The sequence below is a fragment of the Mangrovibacterium diazotrophicum genome, assembly GCF_003610535.1.
Taxonomy (GTDB): domain Bacteria; phylum Bacteroidota; class Bacteroidia; order Bacteroidales; family Prolixibacteraceae; genus Mangrovibacterium; species Mangrovibacterium diazotrophicum.
Map to the genome: position 1 here is coordinate 2,153,022 of NZ_RAPN01000001.1, position 18,904 is coordinate 2,171,925.

18 protein-coding genes are annotated in these 18,904 nt (G+C 45.7%); 8 read left to right on the forward strand and 10 right to left on the reverse strand.

All coding sequences use genetic code 11. The annotated features are described in order from the left end of the window. The first annotated feature begins 62 nt into the window (after positions 1 to 62). The 8 genes from speA (at position 63) to BC643_RS08420 (ending at position 8,517) form a co-directional block, all read left to right on the forward strand. Complete coding sequence (gene speA, locus BC643_RS08385; protein WP_120272659.1) at positions 63 to 1,955, forward strand: biosynthetic arginine decarboxylase; 1,893 nt, start codon at positions 63 to 65, stop codon at positions 1,953 to 1,955. Between the two features lie 158 nt (positions 1,956 to 2,113). Then, entirely contained in the window at positions 2,114 to 3,280 is a 1,167-nt protein-coding gene (locus BC643_RS08390) for a T9SS type A sorting domain-containing protein (RefSeq protein WP_147377173.1), read from the forward strand. A 92-nt stretch (positions 3,281 to 3,372) separates the two neighbouring features. Further along, positions 3,373 to 4,893 carry a carbon-nitrogen hydrolase family protein gene (locus BC643_RS08395; protein ID WP_120274208.1) on the forward strand — a complete coding sequence of 507 codons (1,521 nt, stop codon included), beginning with the start codon at positions 3,373 to 3,375 and terminating at the stop codon, positions 4,891 to 4,893. A 152-nt stretch (positions 4,894 to 5,045) separates the two neighbouring features. Next, entirely contained in the window at positions 5,046 to 5,477 is a 432-nt protein-coding gene (locus BC643_RS08400; protein ID WP_120272661.1) for a VOC family protein, read from the forward strand. A 65-nt stretch (positions 5,478 to 5,542) separates the two neighbouring features. Further along, positions 5,543 to 6,100, forward strand: coding sequence for a dihydrofolate reductase family protein (locus BC643_RS08405; RefSeq protein WP_120272662.1), 558 nt, complete (start codon positions 5,543 to 5,545; stop codon positions 6,098 to 6,100). An 83-nt stretch (positions 6,101 to 6,183) separates the two neighbouring features. Continuing rightward, on the forward strand, positions 6,184 to 6,717 hold the full coding sequence (locus BC643_RS08410) for a GNAT family N-acetyltransferase (RefSeq protein ID WP_120272663.1): 534 nt from the start codon (positions 6,184 to 6,186) through the stop codon (positions 6,715 to 6,717). A gap of 97 nt (positions 6,718 to 6,814) precedes the next feature. Beyond that, positions 6,815 to 7,261 (forward strand): hypothetical protein, encoded by a 447-nt coding sequence (locus tag BC643_RS08415; RefSeq protein WP_120272664.1) that lies wholly within the window; start codon positions 6,815 to 6,817, stop codon positions 7,259 to 7,261. Positions 7,262 to 7,482: 221 nt separating this feature from the next. Further along, the gene (locus BC643_RS08420; RefSeq protein WP_120272665.1) at positions 7,483 to 8,517 is read left to right on the forward strand and encodes an alpha/beta hydrolase; all 1,035 of its coding nucleotides are present in this window, start codon (positions 7,483 to 7,485) and stop codon (positions 8,515 to 8,517) included. Between the two features lie 80 nt (positions 8,518 to 8,597). On the opposite strand, the gene argB is transcribed toward BC643_RS08420, so the two are convergent. The 10 genes from argB to BC643_RS08470 all read right to left on the reverse strand — a co-directional run bounded on the left by argB (position 8,598) and on the right by BC643_RS08470 (position 18,890). Next, entirely contained in the window at positions 8,598 to 9,374 is a 777-nt protein-coding gene (gene argB / locus BC643_RS08425; protein WP_120272666.1) for an acetylglutamate kinase, read from the reverse strand. Between the two features lie 103 nt (positions 9,375 to 9,477). Beyond that, entirely contained in the window at positions 9,478 to 10,437 is a 960-nt protein-coding gene (locus tag BC643_RS08430; protein ID WP_120272667.1) for an N-acetylornithine carbamoyltransferase, read from the reverse strand. 134 nt (positions 10,438 to 10,571) lie between these two features. After that, entirely contained in the window at positions 10,572 to 11,819 is a 1,248-nt protein-coding gene (locus tag BC643_RS08435; protein WP_120272668.1) for a glutamate-5-semialdehyde dehydrogenase, read from the reverse strand. Between the two features lie 249 nt (positions 11,820 to 12,068). Then, complete coding sequence (proB, locus tag BC643_RS08440; protein ID WP_120272669.1) at positions 12,069 to 13,160, reverse strand: glutamate 5-kinase; 1,092 nt, start codon at positions 13,158 to 13,160, stop codon at positions 12,069 to 12,071. Between the two features lie 13 nt (positions 13,161 to 13,173). Next, entirely contained in the window at positions 13,174 to 13,965 is a 792-nt protein-coding gene (gene proC, locus BC643_RS08445) for a pyrroline-5-carboxylate reductase (protein WP_120272670.1), read from the reverse strand. Positions 13,966 to 14,120: 155 nt separating this feature from the next. Continuing rightward, positions 14,121 to 15,263 carry an aspartate aminotransferase family protein gene (locus tag BC643_RS08450; protein WP_120272671.1) on the reverse strand — a complete coding sequence of 381 codons (1,143 nt, stop codon included), beginning with the start codon at positions 15,261 to 15,263 and terminating at the stop codon, positions 14,121 to 14,123. Positions 15,264 to 15,350: 87 nt separating this feature from the next. Beyond that, positions 15,351 to 16,325 (reverse strand): N-acetyl-gamma-glutamyl-phosphate reductase, encoded by a 975-nt coding sequence (gene argC / locus BC643_RS08455; RefSeq protein ID WP_120272672.1) that lies wholly within the window; start codon positions 16,323 to 16,325, stop codon positions 15,351 to 15,353. A gap of 9 nt (positions 16,326 to 16,334) precedes the next feature. Further along, a complete protein-coding gene (locus BC643_RS08460) occupies positions 16,335 to 17,528 on the reverse strand; it encodes an argininosuccinate synthase (protein WP_120272673.1) in 1,194 nt (397 codons plus the stop codon). Between the two features lie 158 nt (positions 17,529 to 17,686). Next, a complete protein-coding gene (locus tag BC643_RS08465) occupies positions 17,687 to 18,400 on the reverse strand; it encodes a GNAT family N-acetyltransferase (protein WP_170154501.1) in 714 nt (237 codons plus the stop codon). Positions 18,401 to 18,404: 4 nt separating this feature from the next. Continuing rightward, positions 18,405 to 18,890, reverse strand: a complete 486-nt coding sequence (locus BC643_RS08470) for an arginine repressor (RefSeq protein ID WP_120274209.1) — start codon at positions 18,888 to 18,890, stop codon at positions 18,405 to 18,407. Positions 18,891 to 18,904: the final 14 nt, after the last annotated feature.

The following is an 18,904-nucleotide window of genomic DNA, read 5'->3' on the forward strand; positions in this document are numbered from 1 at the left end:
ACTATCTTTGGCGCGCAATTAAAATTAACCCTATTAAGAACTCTTATTGACCAGTTAGAAGAATGAGAAAATGGCGCATTGAGGACACCGAAGAACTCTACAACATCAATGGTTGGGGAATCAACTATTTCTCTGTTAACGAGAATGGGAACGTGGTTGTAACACCACAAAAAGGAGGACCTCAGGTAGATTTAAAAGAATTAATTGACGAGTTGCAACTGCGTGATGTTGCCTTGCCGGTACTAATTCGCTTTCCGGACATCCTGAATAGCCGGATTGAAAAAATGACAAACTGCTTCAAAATTGCAGCAAAAGAGTACGACTACCAAGCGAACAGTTACCTGATTTACCCGATTAAGGTAAACCAGATGCGCCCCGTTGTGGAAGAGATCGTCAGTCATGGTCAAAAATTTAACATTGGCTTGGAGGCCGGTTCAAAACCCGAGCTTCACGCAGTAATTGCCATCAACACCGACAGCGACTCGCTGATTATTTGCAACGGTTACAAAGATGAGGACTACGTTGAACTGGCTCTGCTGGCTCAAAAGATGGGACGTCGGATTTTTATCGTTGTTGAAAAGCTAAACGAGCTGAAGCTGATCGCTAAAATCGCTAAGCGACTTAAAATAAAGCCCAATTTAGGTATTCGTATTAAGCTGGCCAGCAGTGGTAGCGGGAAATGGGAAAGCTCGGGCGGCGATGGCAGCAAATTCGGGCTGACGTCTTCTGAAATTTTGGAAGCGTTGGACTATCTGGAACGCAACAACCTGAAGGATTGCCTGAAACTGGTTCACTTCCATATTGGTAGCCAGGTGAATAAAATTCGCCGCATCAAAATTGCTTTGCGCGAAGCATCGCAGTTCTACGTGCAGCTTGCCAAACTGGGCTTCAGTGTTGAGTTTGTCGATATTGGCGGTGGCTTGGGAGTTGACTACGACGGTACCCGATCGGCCAACCGCGAAAGCAGCGTAAACTACAGTATCCAGGAATATGTGAACGACGCCATTTCTGCTGTTGTTGATGCTGCCAATAAAAACGGCATTCCGCATCCGAACATCATTACCGAATCCGGACGTTCGTTGACAGCCCATCACTCGGTGCTGATTTTCGAAGTGCTGGAATCAGCAACTCTTCCGACTTGGGACGAAGAGGTTGAATTGAAAGATACTGACCACGAATTGGTAAAAGAGCTGTACGACATTTGGGATAACCTGAATGGCCCAAGAATGTTGGAGGCCTGGCACGACGCGCAGCAGATCCGCGAAGAAGCGCTCGACCGTTTCAGCCTTGGCTTGCTCGATCTGATTACCCGTGCCCAAGTAGAACGTTTGTTCTGGTCGATTGCTCTTGACATCGATAAAATGGTGACCAAAATGCGTCACTATCCGGAAGAGTTGGGATCGTTGTCGAAGCTGCTTTCCGACAAATATTTCTGCAACTTCTCATTGTTCCAGTCGTTACCCGACAGTTGGGCCATCGACCAGTTGTTCCCGATCATGCCGATTCACCGGTTGGATGAAAAACCGGATCGTTCGGCAACTCTGCAGGATATCACCTGCGACTCGGATGGAAAGATCGACAACTTCATCTCAACCCGAAATATTTCGTACGATTTACCTGTACATACCCTGAAGGCAAAAGATCCCTATTACATCGGTGTCTTCCTCGTTGGTGCTTACCAGGAAATTCTGGGTGACTTGCACAACCTGTTCGGTGATACCAACGCGGTGCACGTTTCGGTTGACGACAAGACCTACAACATCGACCAGGTGATTGACGGGGAAACTGTTGCCGAAGTACTCGACTACGTACAGTACAACCCGAAAAAGATGGTTCGCCAGGTAGAAACATGGGTGACAACATCTGTTAAATCAGGCAAGATCTCGGCAGAAGAAGGAAAAGAATTCCTTTCGAACTATCGTTCCGGCCTGTACGGATACACATACCTTGAATAAAACTGAATACAAACCAGTTATACCAACAAAGGCCGTTCAAAATTGAATGGCCTTTTCTTTTGACTTTTCGCATTAAATATTGGTCAAATTTGATTCGAATCTAACCTATTTCGGACCTGGTTGTTATACCTTTTATGCAGAAAAAGAAATCCCGAGCAATGAAAACAAAATTACTTCTGTTCTTCGCCATTCTGATATTGAATTTTTCCGGCAGCACCCGTTCGCATGCAACCGGATTGAAAACCCTGTGTCGGCTGCCTGAAAAAGTGCAGGAAACCAGTGGTATTGAATTAACCGGCAAAAACGAAGTGTGGACTCTAAACGACAGCGGCGGAGCAGCAGAACTGTACCTTTGCGATACCTTGGGAAATTTGGTTAGAACAGTAAAAATAAACGATGCGGAAAACCATGACTGGGAAGATATAACCCAGGATGACCAGGGGAATTTCTACATCGGCGACATGGGAAACAACAACAACGACCGGGAGAATCTTCGAATTTATAAAATTCCGAACCCATCATCGACTACTGCGTCTTCAGTGGACGCTGAGAAGATAAAATTCACCTATGAAGATCAAACCAAATTTCCTCCGGGCGATGACAATCTGAATTATGATTGCGAGGCTATTATCTGGTACAACAGCAATATTTATCTTTTCACAAAAAACAGGTCAATACCGATCAAAACATCGGTATACAGAATTCCGGATCAGCCGGGCGAATATGTTGCCAAAAAACTGGCCACCTTCGATACCGCAGGGTCGAATACGAACGAAACAGATATTTACAGTTACTGGATCACTTCGGCTGATATTAGTCCGAACGGGAAACAGCTGGCATTGCTGTCGCACGACCGGATTTGGGTTTTCTACAATTTCTCGGACGATAATTTTTTCGGTGGCGACTACAAAGTTTACGAGCTGGAAACCAGTACGCAAAAAGAATCTATCTGCTTTGCCGATAACTCAACATTATACTTGACTGACGAATACTGGAGCACTTTCGATATTGGCCGAAACTTGTATGTTTTAACCATCAGCACCCCGTTTAGCACCAGCACTTCCGACCTGTCGAACTCGACCGAAGAGAAGTTCAGCATTACCCCTAATCCTTTCACTCAAACCCTGAAAATCGCCGGCACCGAACTTCCCGGCTATCGTCTGCAATTAATGGATCCCCAAGGACGCTTGTACCGAACACTGACCCCGGATGACGTTAGCCTGACCGTTAATTTGGGCAACCTACCCAACGGGCCATATTTGCTCAAATTCACAGATAAAACAACCGGCTATTGCTGGGCCGAGAAGCTTCTGAAACAAGAATAAACACGTGCCGCAAGACGGTCACTCTCAAGATAAATATCTAATTTGGTACTTTCCAGAACAACCGGTTGCGACCGAATAAAGTCAATGAAAACATGGAAGAAATTGAAAATATAGAATTAACCTATCTGACGCTGGATGACTACGATGAGCTGAAGCAAGCCATGATCGAGGCTTACAAGAAAATGGAGGATTCTTATTGGGATAAGAAGCAAATTTCGATGCTCATTAAAAAGTTTCCGGAGGGTCAGATAGCAATCAAAATTAACGGGCAATTTGCAGGTTGCGCATTGTCAATTATAGTTGATTACCAGAAATTTGAGAACGGGCACTCGTACAACCAGATTACCGGCAATTATTCGTTCAATACGCACGACCCGTCGGGCGATATGCTCTACGGGATTGAGATTTTTATCCGCCCACGGTACCGGGGTTTGCGCCTGGGACGTCGCCTTTACGATTACCGTAAAGAATTGTGTGAACGACTCAATCTGAGAGGAATTGCCTTTGGCGGCCGAATCCCGAATTACCACAAGTACTCGAAAGAGATGACTCCGAAGCAATACATCGAAAAGGTACGTCGAAAAGAAATTCACGACCCGGTACTGGATTTCCAAATATCGAACGACTTCCACCCTGCCCGAATTTTAACCAACTACCTGGTGGGCGACAAAGAATCGAAAGATTACGCCGTATTGCTGGAATGGGATAACATTTACTATGAGAAGCCCTCAACCAAAGCAACGACCATCAAGAAAGTGGTTCGCCTGGGATTGGTGCAATGGCAGATGCGCCCTTATAAAGACATGGAAGAAGTGATGCAGCAAGCCGAGTATTTCATCGATGCGGTGTCGGGCTACCGGTCTGATTTTGCGCTCTTCCCCGAGTTTTTCAATGCCCCGCTGATGGCTGAGAACAACCATTTGTCGGAACCTGAAGCCATCCGCGAGCTTGCCAAATACACTGAAACGCTGGTTTTGCGGTTTTCGGAATTAGCCATCTCCTACAATATCAACATTATTACCGGCAGTATGCCCGAGTTGGTCGACGGTGTCCTCTACAACGTGGGCTACCTCTGTAAACGCGACGGTGCTGTCGAGCGTTTTGAGAAACTGCACGTAACACCCGACGAAGCCAAAGTATGGGGATTGCAGGGCGGCAGCCAGCTGCGCACTTTCGACACCGACTGCGGCAAAATCGGCATCCTGATTTGTTACGACGTGGAGTTCCCCGAGTTGAGTCGCCTGTTGGCACTTGATGGCATGGACATCCTTTTTGTGCCCTACCTCACCGACACGCAAAACGGTTATTCTCGGGTTCGATTCTGCGCGCAGGCCCGTGCTATCGAGAACGAATGTTATGTGGCAATAACCGGTAGCGTTGGTAACTTACCCAAAGTTCACAACATGGATATTCAGTATGGCCAGTCGATGGTATTCACGCCTTGCGACTTTTCGTTCCCGGCCAACGGAATTAAGGCAGAAGCAACGCCGAACACCGAAATGATCCTCATTGCCGATGTCGACATTGATATGCTGCGTGAGTTGAACCAGTTTGGAGCGGTTCGCAATCTTCGGGATCGCCGTACCGACATTTACCAACTGAAGATGAAATAGACCGGGCACATGGGGTGAGGGATGACATCTCTTGTACAGATGTCATCCCTCAACACTTCGTCTACCCTCTCAATGCAAACGGTGACCATGACCTTCGAACAAAATTCCTCTTAGTTTTGTATTTTGGAGAATCAAAAACTCCAAACTCAACCATGGAACCAATTATCGACCACATTCAGATTACCGTAAAAGATTTGGCAAAAGCCGAAGTGTTTTACGATGCCCTGTTTCCTTTGCTGGGCTTCGACCCGAAACGGAAAGTAAAAGCCCACATTGCAGAACACGATTTCGATGTTATCGAATACAGCCACCCGAAGCTGGCTTTTGCGATTACTTCGCCACGGCAAGCTTTTAAAGATGAAGCTGTTCACCGCCGTAAACCCGGAGCACTGCATCATTTAGCGTTTAAAGCCGAAACACGTGCCGAAATAAACCAATTATACCAGGCTCTTCTCCGCATGCAAGCAACCGTTGTGACTGCTCCCCAATTGTACCCCGAATACAGCCCGGATTACTACGCTGTCTTTTTTAAAGATCCCGACGGAATTAAGTACGAACTGGTGTGTACCAAAAACGAAAGCTGAAGAATCGCGCCCTTTCAGCAAACTTCTGTACATTCGCGCTTGTTACAAACTGCAAAAATAGATTCATGCGAAAACTGACAGCTTTTGTTTTTACAACGCTCAACGGATATTACAAAGGAGAAGGCGATAATATTGACTGGCACAGCAACGGCCTCGAGGAAATTGAATTTGCGCAACACAAACTGCAGGAAGGGAAAACCTTGCTGTTTGGACGCAAAACCTTCGAAATGATGCGCAACTTTTGGGTAAGCCCGATGGCCTACGAATTGTTTCCAACGATTGCCTTGCGCATCAACCAGACCGAAAAACTCGTTTGCAGCAACAGCCTTGAAAAAACCGACTGGAACAATACCACGATTATCAATGGCGATATGATTGAAAAGCTGAAAGCATTGAAAGAAACCGAAGGTGAAGACATAACCCTGATGGGAAGTGGAAGCCTTTTGTCGCAGTTAGCCGAAGAAGATCTGATTGATGAATACGAACTGATGATTGACCCGGTACTGATCGGCAAAGGGGATACCCTTTTCGATGGCCTGACTCGTGAATTGCATCTGCAAATGACCGACGCCCGCCTTTTCCGCGAGAGCGGTACTTTATTGTTGTACTATAAAAAAGTGTAATCCAGTTGAGAGTTGACGGTTGACAGTTAGGAGTTTCAAGTTCGGCTCTTTACCCTTCGCTCTCTGCCCTTATCCCTTTGCCCATGAAAAAATACAAAACCTTCGAAACCGAACGACTACGGATGCGTCCGACAACCGAAGCCGATGCTGATTTCATCTTCGAGTTGATGACCTCCCCGAAATGGCTGACTAACATTGGTAGCCGTGGATTGGAAACGCCCGATGATGCGGCAAAATATGTTCGCGAACGCATGCTGGCTCAGCTCGAACGACTGGGCTTTGGCAATTACACCATCCTGCGTAAAACCGATGGGGTGAGAATCGGGGTTTGTGGTTTGCATGATCGCGAGGGTTTGGAAGGAGTTGATATCGGCTATGCATTCCTGGAAGAATACGAAGGAAAAGGATACGCCACCGAAGCAGCTCTACGAATCAAACAGGCGGCTTTTGAAGATTTTCTGATAACCGTTCTGTACGCCATTACTACGCACAAAAATGTGGCATCGCAACGCGTACTCGAAAAGCTGGGCATGCATTGGGAGAAAACCGTTAACATGCCCAACGATCCGGAAGAGCTGCGACTGTACGAATTATCCGTAGAGGAATACTCGAAGTAAAGAGGCTCGTGCAAACTTGTTTTAAATCTTCTTCTAGTTGTTTGCCAACAAAGTGCAGAAAGGTAACCCTCAGTTAGTTTAGTCGGTAAAATAGCGCATGATCACCAAATTTATTCTATTGGCTGTTTTCGGAATTGCAATGGCTCATGTTGAGGGTGTTGTTGTGGTGTACTTGCGAAAGGCTGTCGGTCTGCTGGAGCCTGAGGCTGATTCACCCAAAGTCCTCGAGCAAATACCTAAAAGATTAGTAAAAATCGAAATGACGCGGGAGGCGGCAACGATTGTTATGCTGGTTAGCTTGGCTATTTTAACAGGAGAAGGCTGGCTTGAACAACTGATGATTTTCCTTTGGACTTTCGCGTTCTGGGATATGTTCTATTACGTCTCTCTGTACGCTGTCATCAAATGGCCACCCAGTTTAAAAACAACGGATGTGTTGTTTCTCATTCCCCGCCCTTGGATTGCGCCAGTTTGGTTCCCGGTGACGATTTCATCGTTAACGACCTTATTAATTGGTGCATTATATCTGTTTCCTTTTCTTTAAAAATAAAGCCGACTCTTAAACGAGCGAGTCCTTAAAGCTTCCCTGGTCAATCCTGATCGCATTTTTCTCAAAACACCCCTAAATAATCTCAACTCCAAATAGGACTTTCGTCGCTATTCGGTGTCATTAACTTGAAAAACCAGTAACAAGAGTGCCCGAATTGAAAATCGGCCTGGTATTACTGACCGGACAAATCGAATTACCAAGCTAAACCCGATACAATGAAAAAATATTTCAGTCTGTTCGCCTTGCTTTTTTGCATCCAGCTCGCATTAATTGCACAGTCCGAAAGTGGAACTGTAATAACCGATTCCATTTTTTCTCAAAATCTGGAAAATAACTATGGTGAAAACCCAACGCGAGCGGTATCAGTATACCTTCCGCCGGGCTACAATGAAAGTACAAAGCATTACCCGGTTATCTATTTCCTTCATGGTTTCACGGGCGATAACAAGGTGATGGACTACATCTCCGGCTTGCTGGATCAAGCCATTGCCACCCATCGCATAAGACCTTGCATTATGGTGATTCCTGATGAAAAGACCACCTATGACGGGAGTTTTTACAGCAATAGCGAACTCTTTGGAAACTGGGAAGATTTCACGGCCTTCGACCTCGTTAGCTACGTGGATAAAAACTACCGGACGATTGCCAACAAAGACAGTCGCGGGATCACAGGGCACAGCATGGGCGGTTATGGAGCACTAAAAATAGCGATGCTCCATCCCGAAATTTTCAGCAGCGTTTATGCCCTCAGCCCTGGAGTCCTGACAATCGTGCGAGAGTACGGTCCCAACAGCGATACCTACAGGGAACTGTCAACCGTTAAAACACAAGAAGAACTCGATAAAACCTACTTCGGGAAAGTTATTATCGCCTTCGGAAAATCTTGGACACCAAATCCCAACAATCCGCCCTTTTTCTGCGACCTGCCTTTCACCTATGAAGGTGATGAACTCATCGTTCACAAGGACATTCTTGAAAAATGGTATGCCAATATGCCTTTGTATATGATCGACGACTACCTTGATAACCTTAAAAAATTGAAAGCCATTAAGCTGGATTGGGGAAGAAATGCAGGTGATCGGTTCACCATCATGTGCAGTATGTTCAGCCAGCGTTTAGAGAATGTGGGGATCAAGCATTTTGCAGAAGAATATATCGGCACACATGTCAACAATATCTACACCCCCGATGGACGTATTCCGAACCAGATGTTGCCTTTCTTCAATTACTACCTGAACTTTGAAGAGTAAAATAAGCATATAAAAAAGCTCCGTCTCTAGTGAGAACGGAGCCTTTTCAGATTGTATTTAAAAAACTTATTTGTTCTTGATTATTCGGGTAACAAAGTTGTTCCGCCGATTTGCAATCCCGGGATATTGGTAATGCGGATTTTTGAAACACCGCGTTTAATGGCGGCAAAACTGTTGTCTAGTTTTGGAATCATTCCGGCATGAATAGCGCCGCTTTCCTGCAAGGCTTTAAATTGCGTGTGGTTCAGCGAGGCAATCACCGAGCTATCGTCTTCCGAATCTTCCAGCACACCTGGTTTCTCGAAACAGAACACCAATTCCACATCGAAATGTTCGGCAAAAGCCACGGCCGCTTCGGCAGCAATGGTATCTGCATTTACATTCAACAGGCTGCCCTGCTTATCATGCGACAAGGGTGCCAGCACCGGAATCACCTGCTTATCCAGCAGTAGGTTCAACTCTTCCACATTCACGGCAACAATGTCGCCCACATAACCATAGTCAATATCTTTCACCGGTCGTTTTACCGCCTGCATGTAATTCAGATCGGCACCGGTAATGCCAATGGCATTTAGGCCCAGCGCCTGTAATTGGGCCACAATATTTTTGTTGACGAGTCCACCATAAACCATGGTCACAACCTCCAGCATCGCCTGATCGGTAATGCGGCGGCCATCCACCATCTTGGTTTCAATCCCGAGGCGTTCCGCCATCGCGGTTGCAGAGCGTCCACCTCCGTGCACCAATGCTTTTATTCCTTCGAGTTTCGAAAAGCGGTCAAGCAAATCAGCCAATGAGTCTTTCTCTTCAACCACTTTACCACCAACTTTTACGAGAGTGAGTTTTTGCTTAGTCATAAAATGTAAAATATCGAATTCCTAAAATGTACAATATTGAATAACCAATATCCAAGTTTGAATCTTCTTCCTTGGATATTTTAAATTGGATATTCGATATTTTTTATTTCTTATCGCCGATTTGGTCCAACAATATCTTCAGTACAGCCTGAGCTGAGAAGAGGCGATTTCCGGCTTCTTCTACAACAATCGAGTTCGGGCCATCGATCACTGAGTCGGCCACTATCATGTTCCGGCGAACTGGCAAACAGTGCATGAACTTCGCATTGTTGGTCACTGCCATCTGGCGATCACTCACGGTCCAATCACGATCTTTCGATAGGATTTTTCCATAGTCGTTGTAAGCCGCCCAGTTTTTCGCGTAGATGAAATCTGCACCTTCAAACGCTTTCATTTGGTCGTATTCCGGTTTTAGGTCGCCCATGAACTCCGGAGCCAGTTCGTAGCCTTCCGGGTGAGTCACCACCAATTCGTAATCGGTCTCGCGCATCCACTCCACAAACGAGTTCGGCACAGCCTGCGGCAAAGCGCGTGGGTGCGGCGCCCAGGTCATCACAACCTTCGGACGGGCTTTGGTTTTGTGCTCTTCAATAGTCAGGTGGTCGGCAAACGACTGCAGCGGATGGCGGGTTGCCGCCTCCATGCTCACCACCGGCACTCCAGCATAGTCGATAAACTGCTGGATAATTTTTTCCTCATAATCGTCAGCTCTGTTTTCAAAGCGGGCGAACGAACGCACACCGATGATGTCGCAATATTTCCCGATTACCGGCACAGCTTCGCGGATATGTTCCGGCTTGTCACCGTCCATAATCACACCCAGCTCGGTTTCCAGCTTCCAGCCACCTTCGTTAATATCAAACACAATCACGTTCATGCCCAGATTCAATCCGGCCTTTTGCGTGCTCAAACGAGTTCGCAAACTGGAGTTAAAAAAGACGAGCAAAAGCGTCTTGTTCTTCCCTAACGATTGGTATTTGTAAGGATCTTTTTTTAATTCCAAAGCCAATTTCAAGGCTTCATCCAGGTTGTCTAAATCGTGAACCGAAGTGAAATGTTTCATATCTGTTGTTAGTTGAATTTTCTGTTAAAATGTTTTTTTTGTTGATCTGTTGAATCGTAGAACTGCCCCACCAAATTATCCCTGTCTTACTTTCAGGATGACGATTCTCGCTAATAATTAATCAATAATTATTATCAATTTCGAACTTGTCCCTCACCGTCGATCAGCCATTTGTAGCTGGTTAGTTCTTCTAAAGCCATTGGGCCGCGGGCGTGCAATTTTTGGGTTGAAATGCCAATTTCGGCGCCCAAACCAAACTGCGCTCCATCGGTAAAAGCAGTGGAAACATTGCAGTACACCGAAGAAGCGTCCACCAATTTGCGAAACAAATCCTGGAGTTGTTCATTCTCGGTAACAATGCACTCGCTGTGTTTCGAACTGTACTCGGCAATGTGATCGAGCGCCTCATCGAAACTGGATACCGTCTTCACCGACATTTTATAATCGAGGAACTCGGTTCCGAATGATTCTTCGTTAGCCCATTCCAATAAGGTTGAAGGGTAATTTCCTTCCAATGCATTGTGAGCTTGCTCGTCTGCATAAACCACCACATTGCACTCGGGCAATTTGCTGCAGATTTCAGCCAAATCACCCAACCGACTTTCGTGGATCACCAGGCAGTCGAGCGAGTTGCATACGCTTGGACGCCGGGTTTTCGAATTGAAAACAATCTCTTTGCCTTTGGCCGTATCGCCAAATTCATCGAAATAAGTGTGGCAAATTCCCGCCCCTGTCTCAATAACCGGGATGGTTGCATTTTTGCGCACAAATTCAATCAATCCTTGCGAACCGCGGGGGATAATCAAATCAACAAATCCGCGGGCATTCAGAATCTGAGCAGTCGCCTCGCGGTCTGCCGGTAGCAAAGCCAGAATATTTTTATCGATCCCATGCTTTTCCAAGACACCGTGGATCACCTTTACAATCGCCGTATTGGAGTCGATGGCGTCGCTTCCGCCTTTCAACACACAGGCATTACCCGATTTCAGGCAAAGCGAGAACACATCGAAGGTCACATTCGGACGCGCTTCGTAAATGATACCGATGACGCCAAAAGCAACCGATACCTTTTTGATGCGCATGCCATTAGGGCGAACAGTTTCGCTGAGCACGCGTCCAACCGGAGACGGCAATGAAGCTACATTGCGAATATCATCTGCGATACCGACAATACGCTCTGCCGTCAATTTCAGACGATCGTATTTCGGGTCAGCCGGGTCCATCCGTGCCAAATCTTTTTGGTTTTCAGCCAAAATTGCTTCTGTGTTTGCAACAGCAGCATCGGCGACATCCAACAAAATAGCATTGATGTTTTCGACTGACAGCAGATTCAATTTCCTGCTGGCTTTCAATGTAAGTTCCAGTTGTTTTTTAACCTCCATAATGCAAGTTTACAAAATTAAAAGTCCCCTTCCCTGGGGGAGGAAGGGGACAACTCAGAATATCTTATTAGAATTTGTTGTAGTCAACAAAAGGGGGTTATTAGAAAAGGGTATATTGAGTTATTCTGAGCTTATATATCTTTAGTTTTGGTTCAAAATTTTCTCCCCCAAAAATAAGCAATGAACGTCAATTTATCACAATACAGCTCGATTTTATTTAAAAAATTAACCTGAAATCAAACCGTGCTTTCAATCTTCAATTAAATACAAATAATCGTAGTGTACAATTGGCTTTTTATACTTGGTTCCGGCCTCCGTCTCTGCCTTCTCAGATTCGAACTGGGCTTTACCCCAACCGACCAAATTTCCTTGCTCATCGACAATCTTTACAATGTCTCCTTTTTCAAAGCTTCCTTTCACATCAACGACGCCAATCAGCAACAAACTGGTCGCCATTTCCGAGTAAAGTGCGTCGCGGGCTCCCTGGTTGATCACCAACTCGCCTTTGGCAAAACTGTCAGAATAAGCAATCCATTTTTTGACGTTGGAAGCCTTGCGTGCTTCGGCTTTGAACAAAGTGTGTTTCGCCTGCCGGTCCACCCGCAAAATATCCGTCAGAATATGGTCTTTCAAGCCACTGGCAATATGAACCTCAATTCCTTCTTTGGCTACTTTACGTGCGATCGAACTTTTCGTTAACATACCTCCGCGTCCAAAACCGGATTTCTGCTTCGAAACATTTTTCATCCAGTCCTTGTCTTTCGCGTCGATCTCTTCAATGATGTTTGACGTGGGCAACGAAGGGTCACCATCGTAAATACCCTCAACATTACTCAATATAATCAGCGCTTCCGAATTCTGCATGGATGCGATCAAGCCCGAAAGCTCGTCGTTATCGGTGAACATCAACTCTGAAACTGAAATGGTATCATTCTCATTGACAATCGGGAGAACCCGGTTCTCCAGCAAAGTAGTGATACAATTTTTCATGTTCAGGTAGTGGTCCCTGTCCGCAAAATTATCTTTGGTCGTCAACACCTGCGCGCAAACGATCCCGTGTTCGCGGAAGAAATCGGCGTAGCGATTTATCAGCTTCACCTGCCCTACCGCCGAGCACAACTGCCGGGCAGAAACGGTATCCAGCTTTTTTTGCAGTTTCAGTTCGCTGCGACCGGCGGCCACAGCACCCGATGACACCAAAATAACCTCAACTCCTTTTTGATGAAGCCAGGCAAGCTGATCGACCAAATGCGCGATGCGGGCCACATTCAATGTCCCGTCAGACTTGGTTAGAACGTTACTACCGACCTTTACGGTAACTTTTTTATAGCGTAAGCTCATAGTGCATCAGGGCTTAACCGATTTTATTATACGATGCAATCAACCCCTGAATAACAGACGAGCTAAAACCTTGATGTTCCATCTCGTTGATCCCGGTAATGGTCACCCCGCGCGGCGTCGTTACTTTGTCGATTTCGCGCTCCGGGTGATTTCCGGTATCCATAATTAACTGCACAGCTCCTTTTACAGTCTGTGCGGTAATAAATTGAGCCATCTCTGCACCAAAGCCCATCTCGATTCCGCCTTGCATGGCAGCGCGTACATAACGTAGCGCGAAAGCAGTTCCGCAAGAAGCCAAAACCGTTGCAGCTCCCATCAGCTCTTCCGAGATAATAACAGTCTCTCCCAATTGGTCGAACAACTCTTTTACCATTTCCAGGCAATCTTTCGTGTTACCATTTCCGGCAATACAAGTCATTGATTCCTGAATAGAGATCGCCGTATTTGGCATCACACGAAGAATCTTCTTATCGGCACCTGCCATTTCGGCCAGGTCCTTTAAGTTGACGCCTGCGACAATCGACACCAGAATTTTATCTGGAGTCAGCACGTCCTTCAACAGCTCGATGACGCCTTGAATGTGATAAGGTTTAACAGCGAAAATCACCAGCTCGGCAGACTTTACAGCTTCAGCATTGTCAGAAGTTGCTGCAAATCCCAAGGCTTTCAGCTCGTTTAGTTTCGCTTCGCGCGGATCGGAAATTGAAATAGAAGATGCCGGGAGATATCCTGACTTCAGAATCCCGTTAGCGATTGCACCACCCATATTTCCTGCGCCAATAATGGCAATTTTTCCGACTTTCATGTGTTCAATGTTTTATGCCGAACCGGATACGATCGTCTGTCATTTGGCATTGATTGTCATTTATTGTTTTTCGTCACAACGAATGACTATAAATGACTTCTTAAATGACAACAAATGACTGTAGCGAATCGCTCTCACAGTCCGGAGTTGTTATGCTACGCTTCCGCGTATAATTCGTTCAATACTTTTTCAAATTTAGAGATAAAATACGCTGCTTCTTCCATGGTCAAACTCAGCGGTGGCAACAACCGGATGATGTTCGTTCCCGAAACGCCGGTGAAGACTTTCTCTTCCGTCAGCAATTTTGAACGAATTTCTTTAATCGGCTCTTCAAACTCCAAACCGATCATCAAGCCGTGCCCACGAACTTCTTTGATTTGCTTGTAGCCCGCCAGTTTTTCCATCAGGTATTCACCAACTTTTGCAGCATTTTCAACCAGCTTCTCCTGTTCCATAATTTCGAGAACAGCGATGCCAGCTGCGCAAGCCAGGTAATTTCCACCGAAGGTAGTTCCCAACATTCCATACCAAGGCTTCAATTCAGGTTGAATTAACAAGCCACCGATCGGAAAGCCGTTCCCCATTCCTTTGGCAGTGGTAATCAAATCGGGCTTTACATCGGTGTATTGGAAAGCGAAAAACTTTCCGCTACGTCCGTACCCCGATTGAATTTCATCCAAAATAAGCAGTGTGCCATACTTTTTACATTGGCGTTCCAGCTCTTCAAGGAAGGCAGGATCGGGGACACGAATTCCCCCGATTCCCTGAATGCCCTCTACAATGATTGCTGCAACATCTTCAGCCTTTAAATGCAGCACTACTTGCTCAATATCGTTTAGCGGCAGGATAACCGCATTTTCTGTTTCGTTTACCGGAGCTACAATTTTCGGATTGTCGGTAATAGCCACCGCTGCCGATGTACGACCGTGAAATCCTTTATTGAAGCTGATAATTTTTTTACGTCCTGTTGCAAAAGAGGCCAGCTTGATGGCATTTTCGTTCGCTTCGGCTCCCGAGTTTACCAGGAACAACTGATAATCGTCCAAGCCGGACGCTTTGCCCAACTTGTCGGCCAATTCCTGTTGCTGCGGGATAACTACCGAGTTACTGTAAAAACCGATCTGGTTAAGCTGATCGATAATTTTTTGCACATAGTGCGGATGACTGTGTCCCACTGAAATTACGGCATGTCCCCCGTACAAATCCAAGTATTTATTGCCCTCGCTGTCCCACATGTAAGAGCCTTCAGCCTTTACTGGAGTGATATTAAACAGCGGATATACATCGAAAAGTTTCATAATTTTTCAAAGTAAAAAGTAAAAAGCTACAAGCTTCAAGTTCCGAACATCTGAAAATCCGAGAATCCAGATATCCGAAAATCTGTCTTAAAATGAAACCGGTTTTAAATTCAGCCCGGTCTTCTCGTCCAACCCAAATTGCAGGTTCATATTTTGAACAGCTTGTCCTGATGCGCCTTTCAGCAAATTATCTGTTACGCTCAAAATCATCAGTTTGCTGCCATGTTTTTCTAAATGCAAAATGGCCTTGTTGGTGTTAACCACCTGCTTCACATCCGGGTTTTCCTTCGTAACAAAAACAAACGGATGCTCGGCATAATAGCTTTCATACAGACTCACTGCCTCGTCCAACGTGCCGGCAAATTCGGTATAAGTTGAAACGAAAATGCCGCGAGTGTGATTTCCGCGCACCGGGATAAAGTTGATGGCTTTATCGTAGCCTGGTTGCAGTTGTTTCACACTTTGGGTAATCTCACCCAAATGCTGGTGTTGAAACGCTTTGTAAACCGAAACGTTACCACTACGCCAGCTGAAGTGAGAGGTTGACGACGGAGCCTGTCCCGCGCCTGTTGATCCGGTGATTGCATGAACGTGCAACTCGTCGGTGAGCAGGCCGGCTGCGGCAAGGGGCAACATTGTCAATTGGATTCCCGTTGCAAAGCATCCCGGGTTGGCAATGTGCCCCGATTGTCGGATTGTTTCGCGGTTCAATTCCGGCAAACCGTACACAAAGTCATTTCCTTCAGCTTTCAAACGGTAGTCGTGACTCAGGTCAATAATTTTGACAGTTGAAGGAATGTCATTCGCGGTGACAAACTCCTTCGATTTTCCGTGGCCCATGCACAGGAAGATCACATCGCTCAGACTAAAGTCGGGTTCAGCGACAAAAGTCAGATCAGTGTCTCCCAGCAGGTCGCGGTGCACTTCGTAGATTGGGTTACCCGCGTTACTGCTACTCTGGATGAATGCCAGTTCAGCTTGCGGGTGGTTCAACAAAATCCGGATCAATTCGCCTGCCGTGTAACCGGCTCCTCCAATAATTCCAACTTTGATTTTGCTCATCGCTCCGGACTAATATTTTTTATTGACTGAATTGTAAATTTTTAAGGATGTACCCAAAATTTTGGTGAAGCCTTTCACATCGTCGGCAGTCCAGGCTTTATTCATTTCACCGTATTCACCGAAATCAGATTTCATCAGGTCGTAAGGTGAATCGATGCCAACCAATACAAATTGATAAGGACGCAATTTCACGATAACTTTACCGGAAACTGAAGCCTGTGTGCTTTCGAGGAATTTCTCGATATCGCGCATCACCGGATCCAGGTAAAGCGACTCGTGCAGGAACATGCCATACCAAGTGCTCAACTGCTCTTTCCAGTACATTTGCCATTTGGTCAAAGTGTGCTTTTCGAGCATTTGGTGCGCTTTAATAATGATCATCGGCGCAGCGGCTTCAAAACCAACACGGCCTTTGATACCGATGATGGTATCGCCAATGTGCATGTCGCGCCCAATCGCATATTTCGATGCAATGGCTTCCAGATCACGAATGGCTTCAACCGTATTGAAGTAGCGTTTTCCGTCCACGCCTTTCAATTCACCTTCTACAAAATCGAGTGTGATTTCGCGCTCACCTTGTTCGGTCAACTGAGAAGGGTAAGCCGATTCCGGCAATGTTTTATCTGAAGTCAGGGTTTCTTTTCCGCCAATACTGGTTCCCCAAAGGCCTTTATTAATCGAGTAGGCCATTTTGCTCCAGTCGGCTTCAACTCCGTGTTTTTTCAGGTAATCAATTTCTTCCTGACGCGTCAACACTAAGTCACGTGTTGGAGTCAGAATTTTGATATCCGGCGCTAAAACTTCAAAGGTCAGGTCAAAACGCACCTGATCGTTTCCGGCACCGGTACTTCCGTGCGCCACATATTTAGCGCCAATTTTTTTCGCATATTCAATAATGGCAATCGCCTGAAATATACGCTCCGAACTAACTGAAATGGGGTAAGTATTGTTTCGCAACACGTTTCCGAAAACCATGTATTTAATACTCTTCTCGTAGTACGTGTCGGTTACATCAAGGGTAACATGTTTGGCTGAGCCCAGCTCGTAAGCTTTTTTCTCAATTGTTTCCAGCTCTTCTTTTCCAAAACCTCCGGTGTTGGCGATCGCTGTGTAAACTTCCAAACCTTTTTCTACTGACAAGTATTTTGCACAAAACGAGGTATCCAACCCGCCACTGTATGCTAATACTACCTTATCTTTCATTTTAGTTGATTTTTAAAAAAGTGATGACACAAATCCAGCATTTACTGAAAACTTACAACTTTACTAACCTTACAACCTGCCGGAACTACTGTTTAACAATTAATCCTGAAAATTCCTATGATACTTACTTGTTCCAAACAGGCCTTTTATGAAAAAAATTAATCCTGAAATGACTGCCGAACAGTGCCACCACTTATATCTTGTTTTACTCTTTTAAACACATTAAAGTTTAATTCTTTACCCCCATTCATCGATTTTGGTTTTAATTTCCCAATCATCTCGATCAAGGATATTTTCTTCGGCTTAACCTCTGCTGCTTGCTTGGCTTTTTCCCAGGCCGGGTCGAACAACATTCCGGTGCACAAACACTTGGAACGTCCGGTACGCTGCAGAATATCGTAGTTCACGCAGCTCTGACAACCTTTCCAGAAACTCTCATCATCTGTCAATTCCGAGAATGTTACCGGACGGTATCCCAACTCGTGGTTGATTTTCATCACCGCCAAGCCGGTCGTCAAACCGAATATTTTTGCATCGGGGAATTTTTTTCGCGACAATTCAAAAGCTTTCTTTTTGATCTCGCGAGCCAAACCTCCACCACGATAATCTTTTACAACGATCAAACCTGAGTTGGCAACAAAACGGTTGTGCCCCCATGATTCGACGTAACAAAAACCAGCAAACTTCTCACCATCGAGTGCTATAATTGCTTTGCCTTCGCTGATTTTAGTGGTAATATACTCATCGGTACGACGAGCGATACCAGTGCCACGCTCTTTCGATGCCGCATCGATGGTGTCGTTAATAACGGTCACATACTTCAGATGAGACTCATCTGCAACAACTACTTTTACTTCTCCGAATGTCTTCATTTCTCTACTTGCCAATCTTGTCCTGTAACTTAGGCATTATTAATACCAGACTATTTTTAAGATCCCGAGGGCTAACTCCTTCCCGCATTACCAGTAAAATGGTATCATCTCCGGCAATACTCCCCAAAATCTCGTATGGTTCTGCATTATCTAAAACGGCAGCAATGCTGCTGGCATACCCAGGTCGTGTTCTCATGACGGCCAGGTTACCGGAAAAACTCAAATCGCGAAAACCGTCTGCCAGAAAATTCACTTCATCACTCGCGTCGCGGCTTTCAACGTTCATGCCTTCCGGTATCACGTACATATAGCCCAAATCGCCCGAAGGCACTTTAGCTACTTTTAAGGCTTTCAGATCGCGCGACAATGTTGCCTGAGTCAGATCAAATCCCTGTGCGTGCAACTTCACCAACAATTCATCCTGGCTGCGTATTTCGCTGGAGGTGATGATCTGTTTTATGGCTAATTGTCTGCTAACGCGATTCTTCATTTTTGTATATATAT

Bases quoted from the DNA above. Each gene is read 5' to 3' on its own strand.
- BC643_RS08410 (WP_120272663.1), top strand. From the start codon at position 6,184: ATGAAAAAATACAAAACCTTCGAAACCGAACGACTACGGATGCGTCCG.
- BC643_RS08435 (WP_120272668.1), bottom strand. From the start codon at position 11,819: ATGGAGGTTAAAAAACAACTGGAACTTACATTGAAAGCCAGCAGGAAA.
- BC643_RS08390 (WP_147377173.1), top strand. From the start codon at position 2,114: ATGAAAACAAAATTACTTCTGTTCTTCGCCATTCTGATATTGAATTTT.
- BC643_RS08430 (WP_120272667.1), bottom strand. From the start codon at position 10,437: ATGAAACATTTCACTTCGGTTCACGATTTAGACAACCTGGATGAAGCC.
- proB (WP_120272669.1), bottom strand. From the start codon at position 13,160: ATGAGCTTACGCTATAAAAAAGTTACCGTAAAGGTCGGTAGTAACGTT.
- BC643_RS08400 (WP_120272661.1), top strand. From the start codon at position 5,046: ATGGAACCAATTATCGACCACATTCAGATTACCGTAAAAGATTTGGCA.
- argB (WP_120272666.1), bottom strand. From the start codon at position 9,374: ATGACTAAGCAAAAACTCACTCTCGTAAAAGTTGGTGGTAAAGTGGTT.
- BC643_RS08470 (WP_120274209.1), bottom strand. From the start codon at position 18,890: ATGAAGAATCGCGTTAGCAGACAATTAGCCATAAAACAGATCATCACC.
- BC643_RS08405 (WP_120272662.1), top strand. From the start codon at position 5,543: ATGCGAAAACTGACAGCTTTTGTTTTTACAACGCTCAACGGATATTAC.
- BC643_RS08450 (WP_120272671.1), bottom strand. From the start codon at position 15,263: ATGAAACTTTTCGATGTATATCCGCTGTTTAATATCACTCCAGTAAAG.
- proC (WP_120272670.1), bottom strand. From the start codon at position 13,965: ATGAAAGTCGGAAAAATTGCCATTATTGGCGCAGGAAATATGGGTGGT.
- BC643_RS08460 (WP_120272673.1), bottom strand. From the start codon at position 17,528: ATGAAAGATAAGGTAGTATTAGCATACAGTGGCGGGTTGGATACCTCG.
- BC643_RS08415 (WP_120272664.1), top strand. From the start codon at position 6,815: ATGATCACCAAATTTATTCTATTGGCTGTTTTCGGAATTGCAATGGCT.
- speA (WP_120272659.1), top strand. From the start codon at position 63: ATGAGAAAATGGCGCATTGAGGACACCGAAGAACTCTACAACATCAAT.
- BC643_RS08465 (WP_170154501.1), bottom strand. From the start codon at position 18,400: ATGAAGACATTCGGAGAAGTAAAAGTAGTTGTTGCAGATGAGTCTCAT.
- argC (WP_120272672.1), bottom strand. From the start codon at position 16,325: ATGAGCAAAATCAAAGTTGGAATTATTGGAGGAGCCGGTTACACGGCA.
- BC643_RS08395 (WP_120274208.1), top strand. From the start codon at position 3,373: ATGGAAGAAATTGAAAATATAGAATTAACCTATCTGACGCTGGATGAC.
- BC643_RS08420 (WP_120272665.1), top strand. From the start codon at position 7,483: ATGAAAAAATATTTCAGTCTGTTCGCCTTGCTTTTTTGCATCCAGCTC.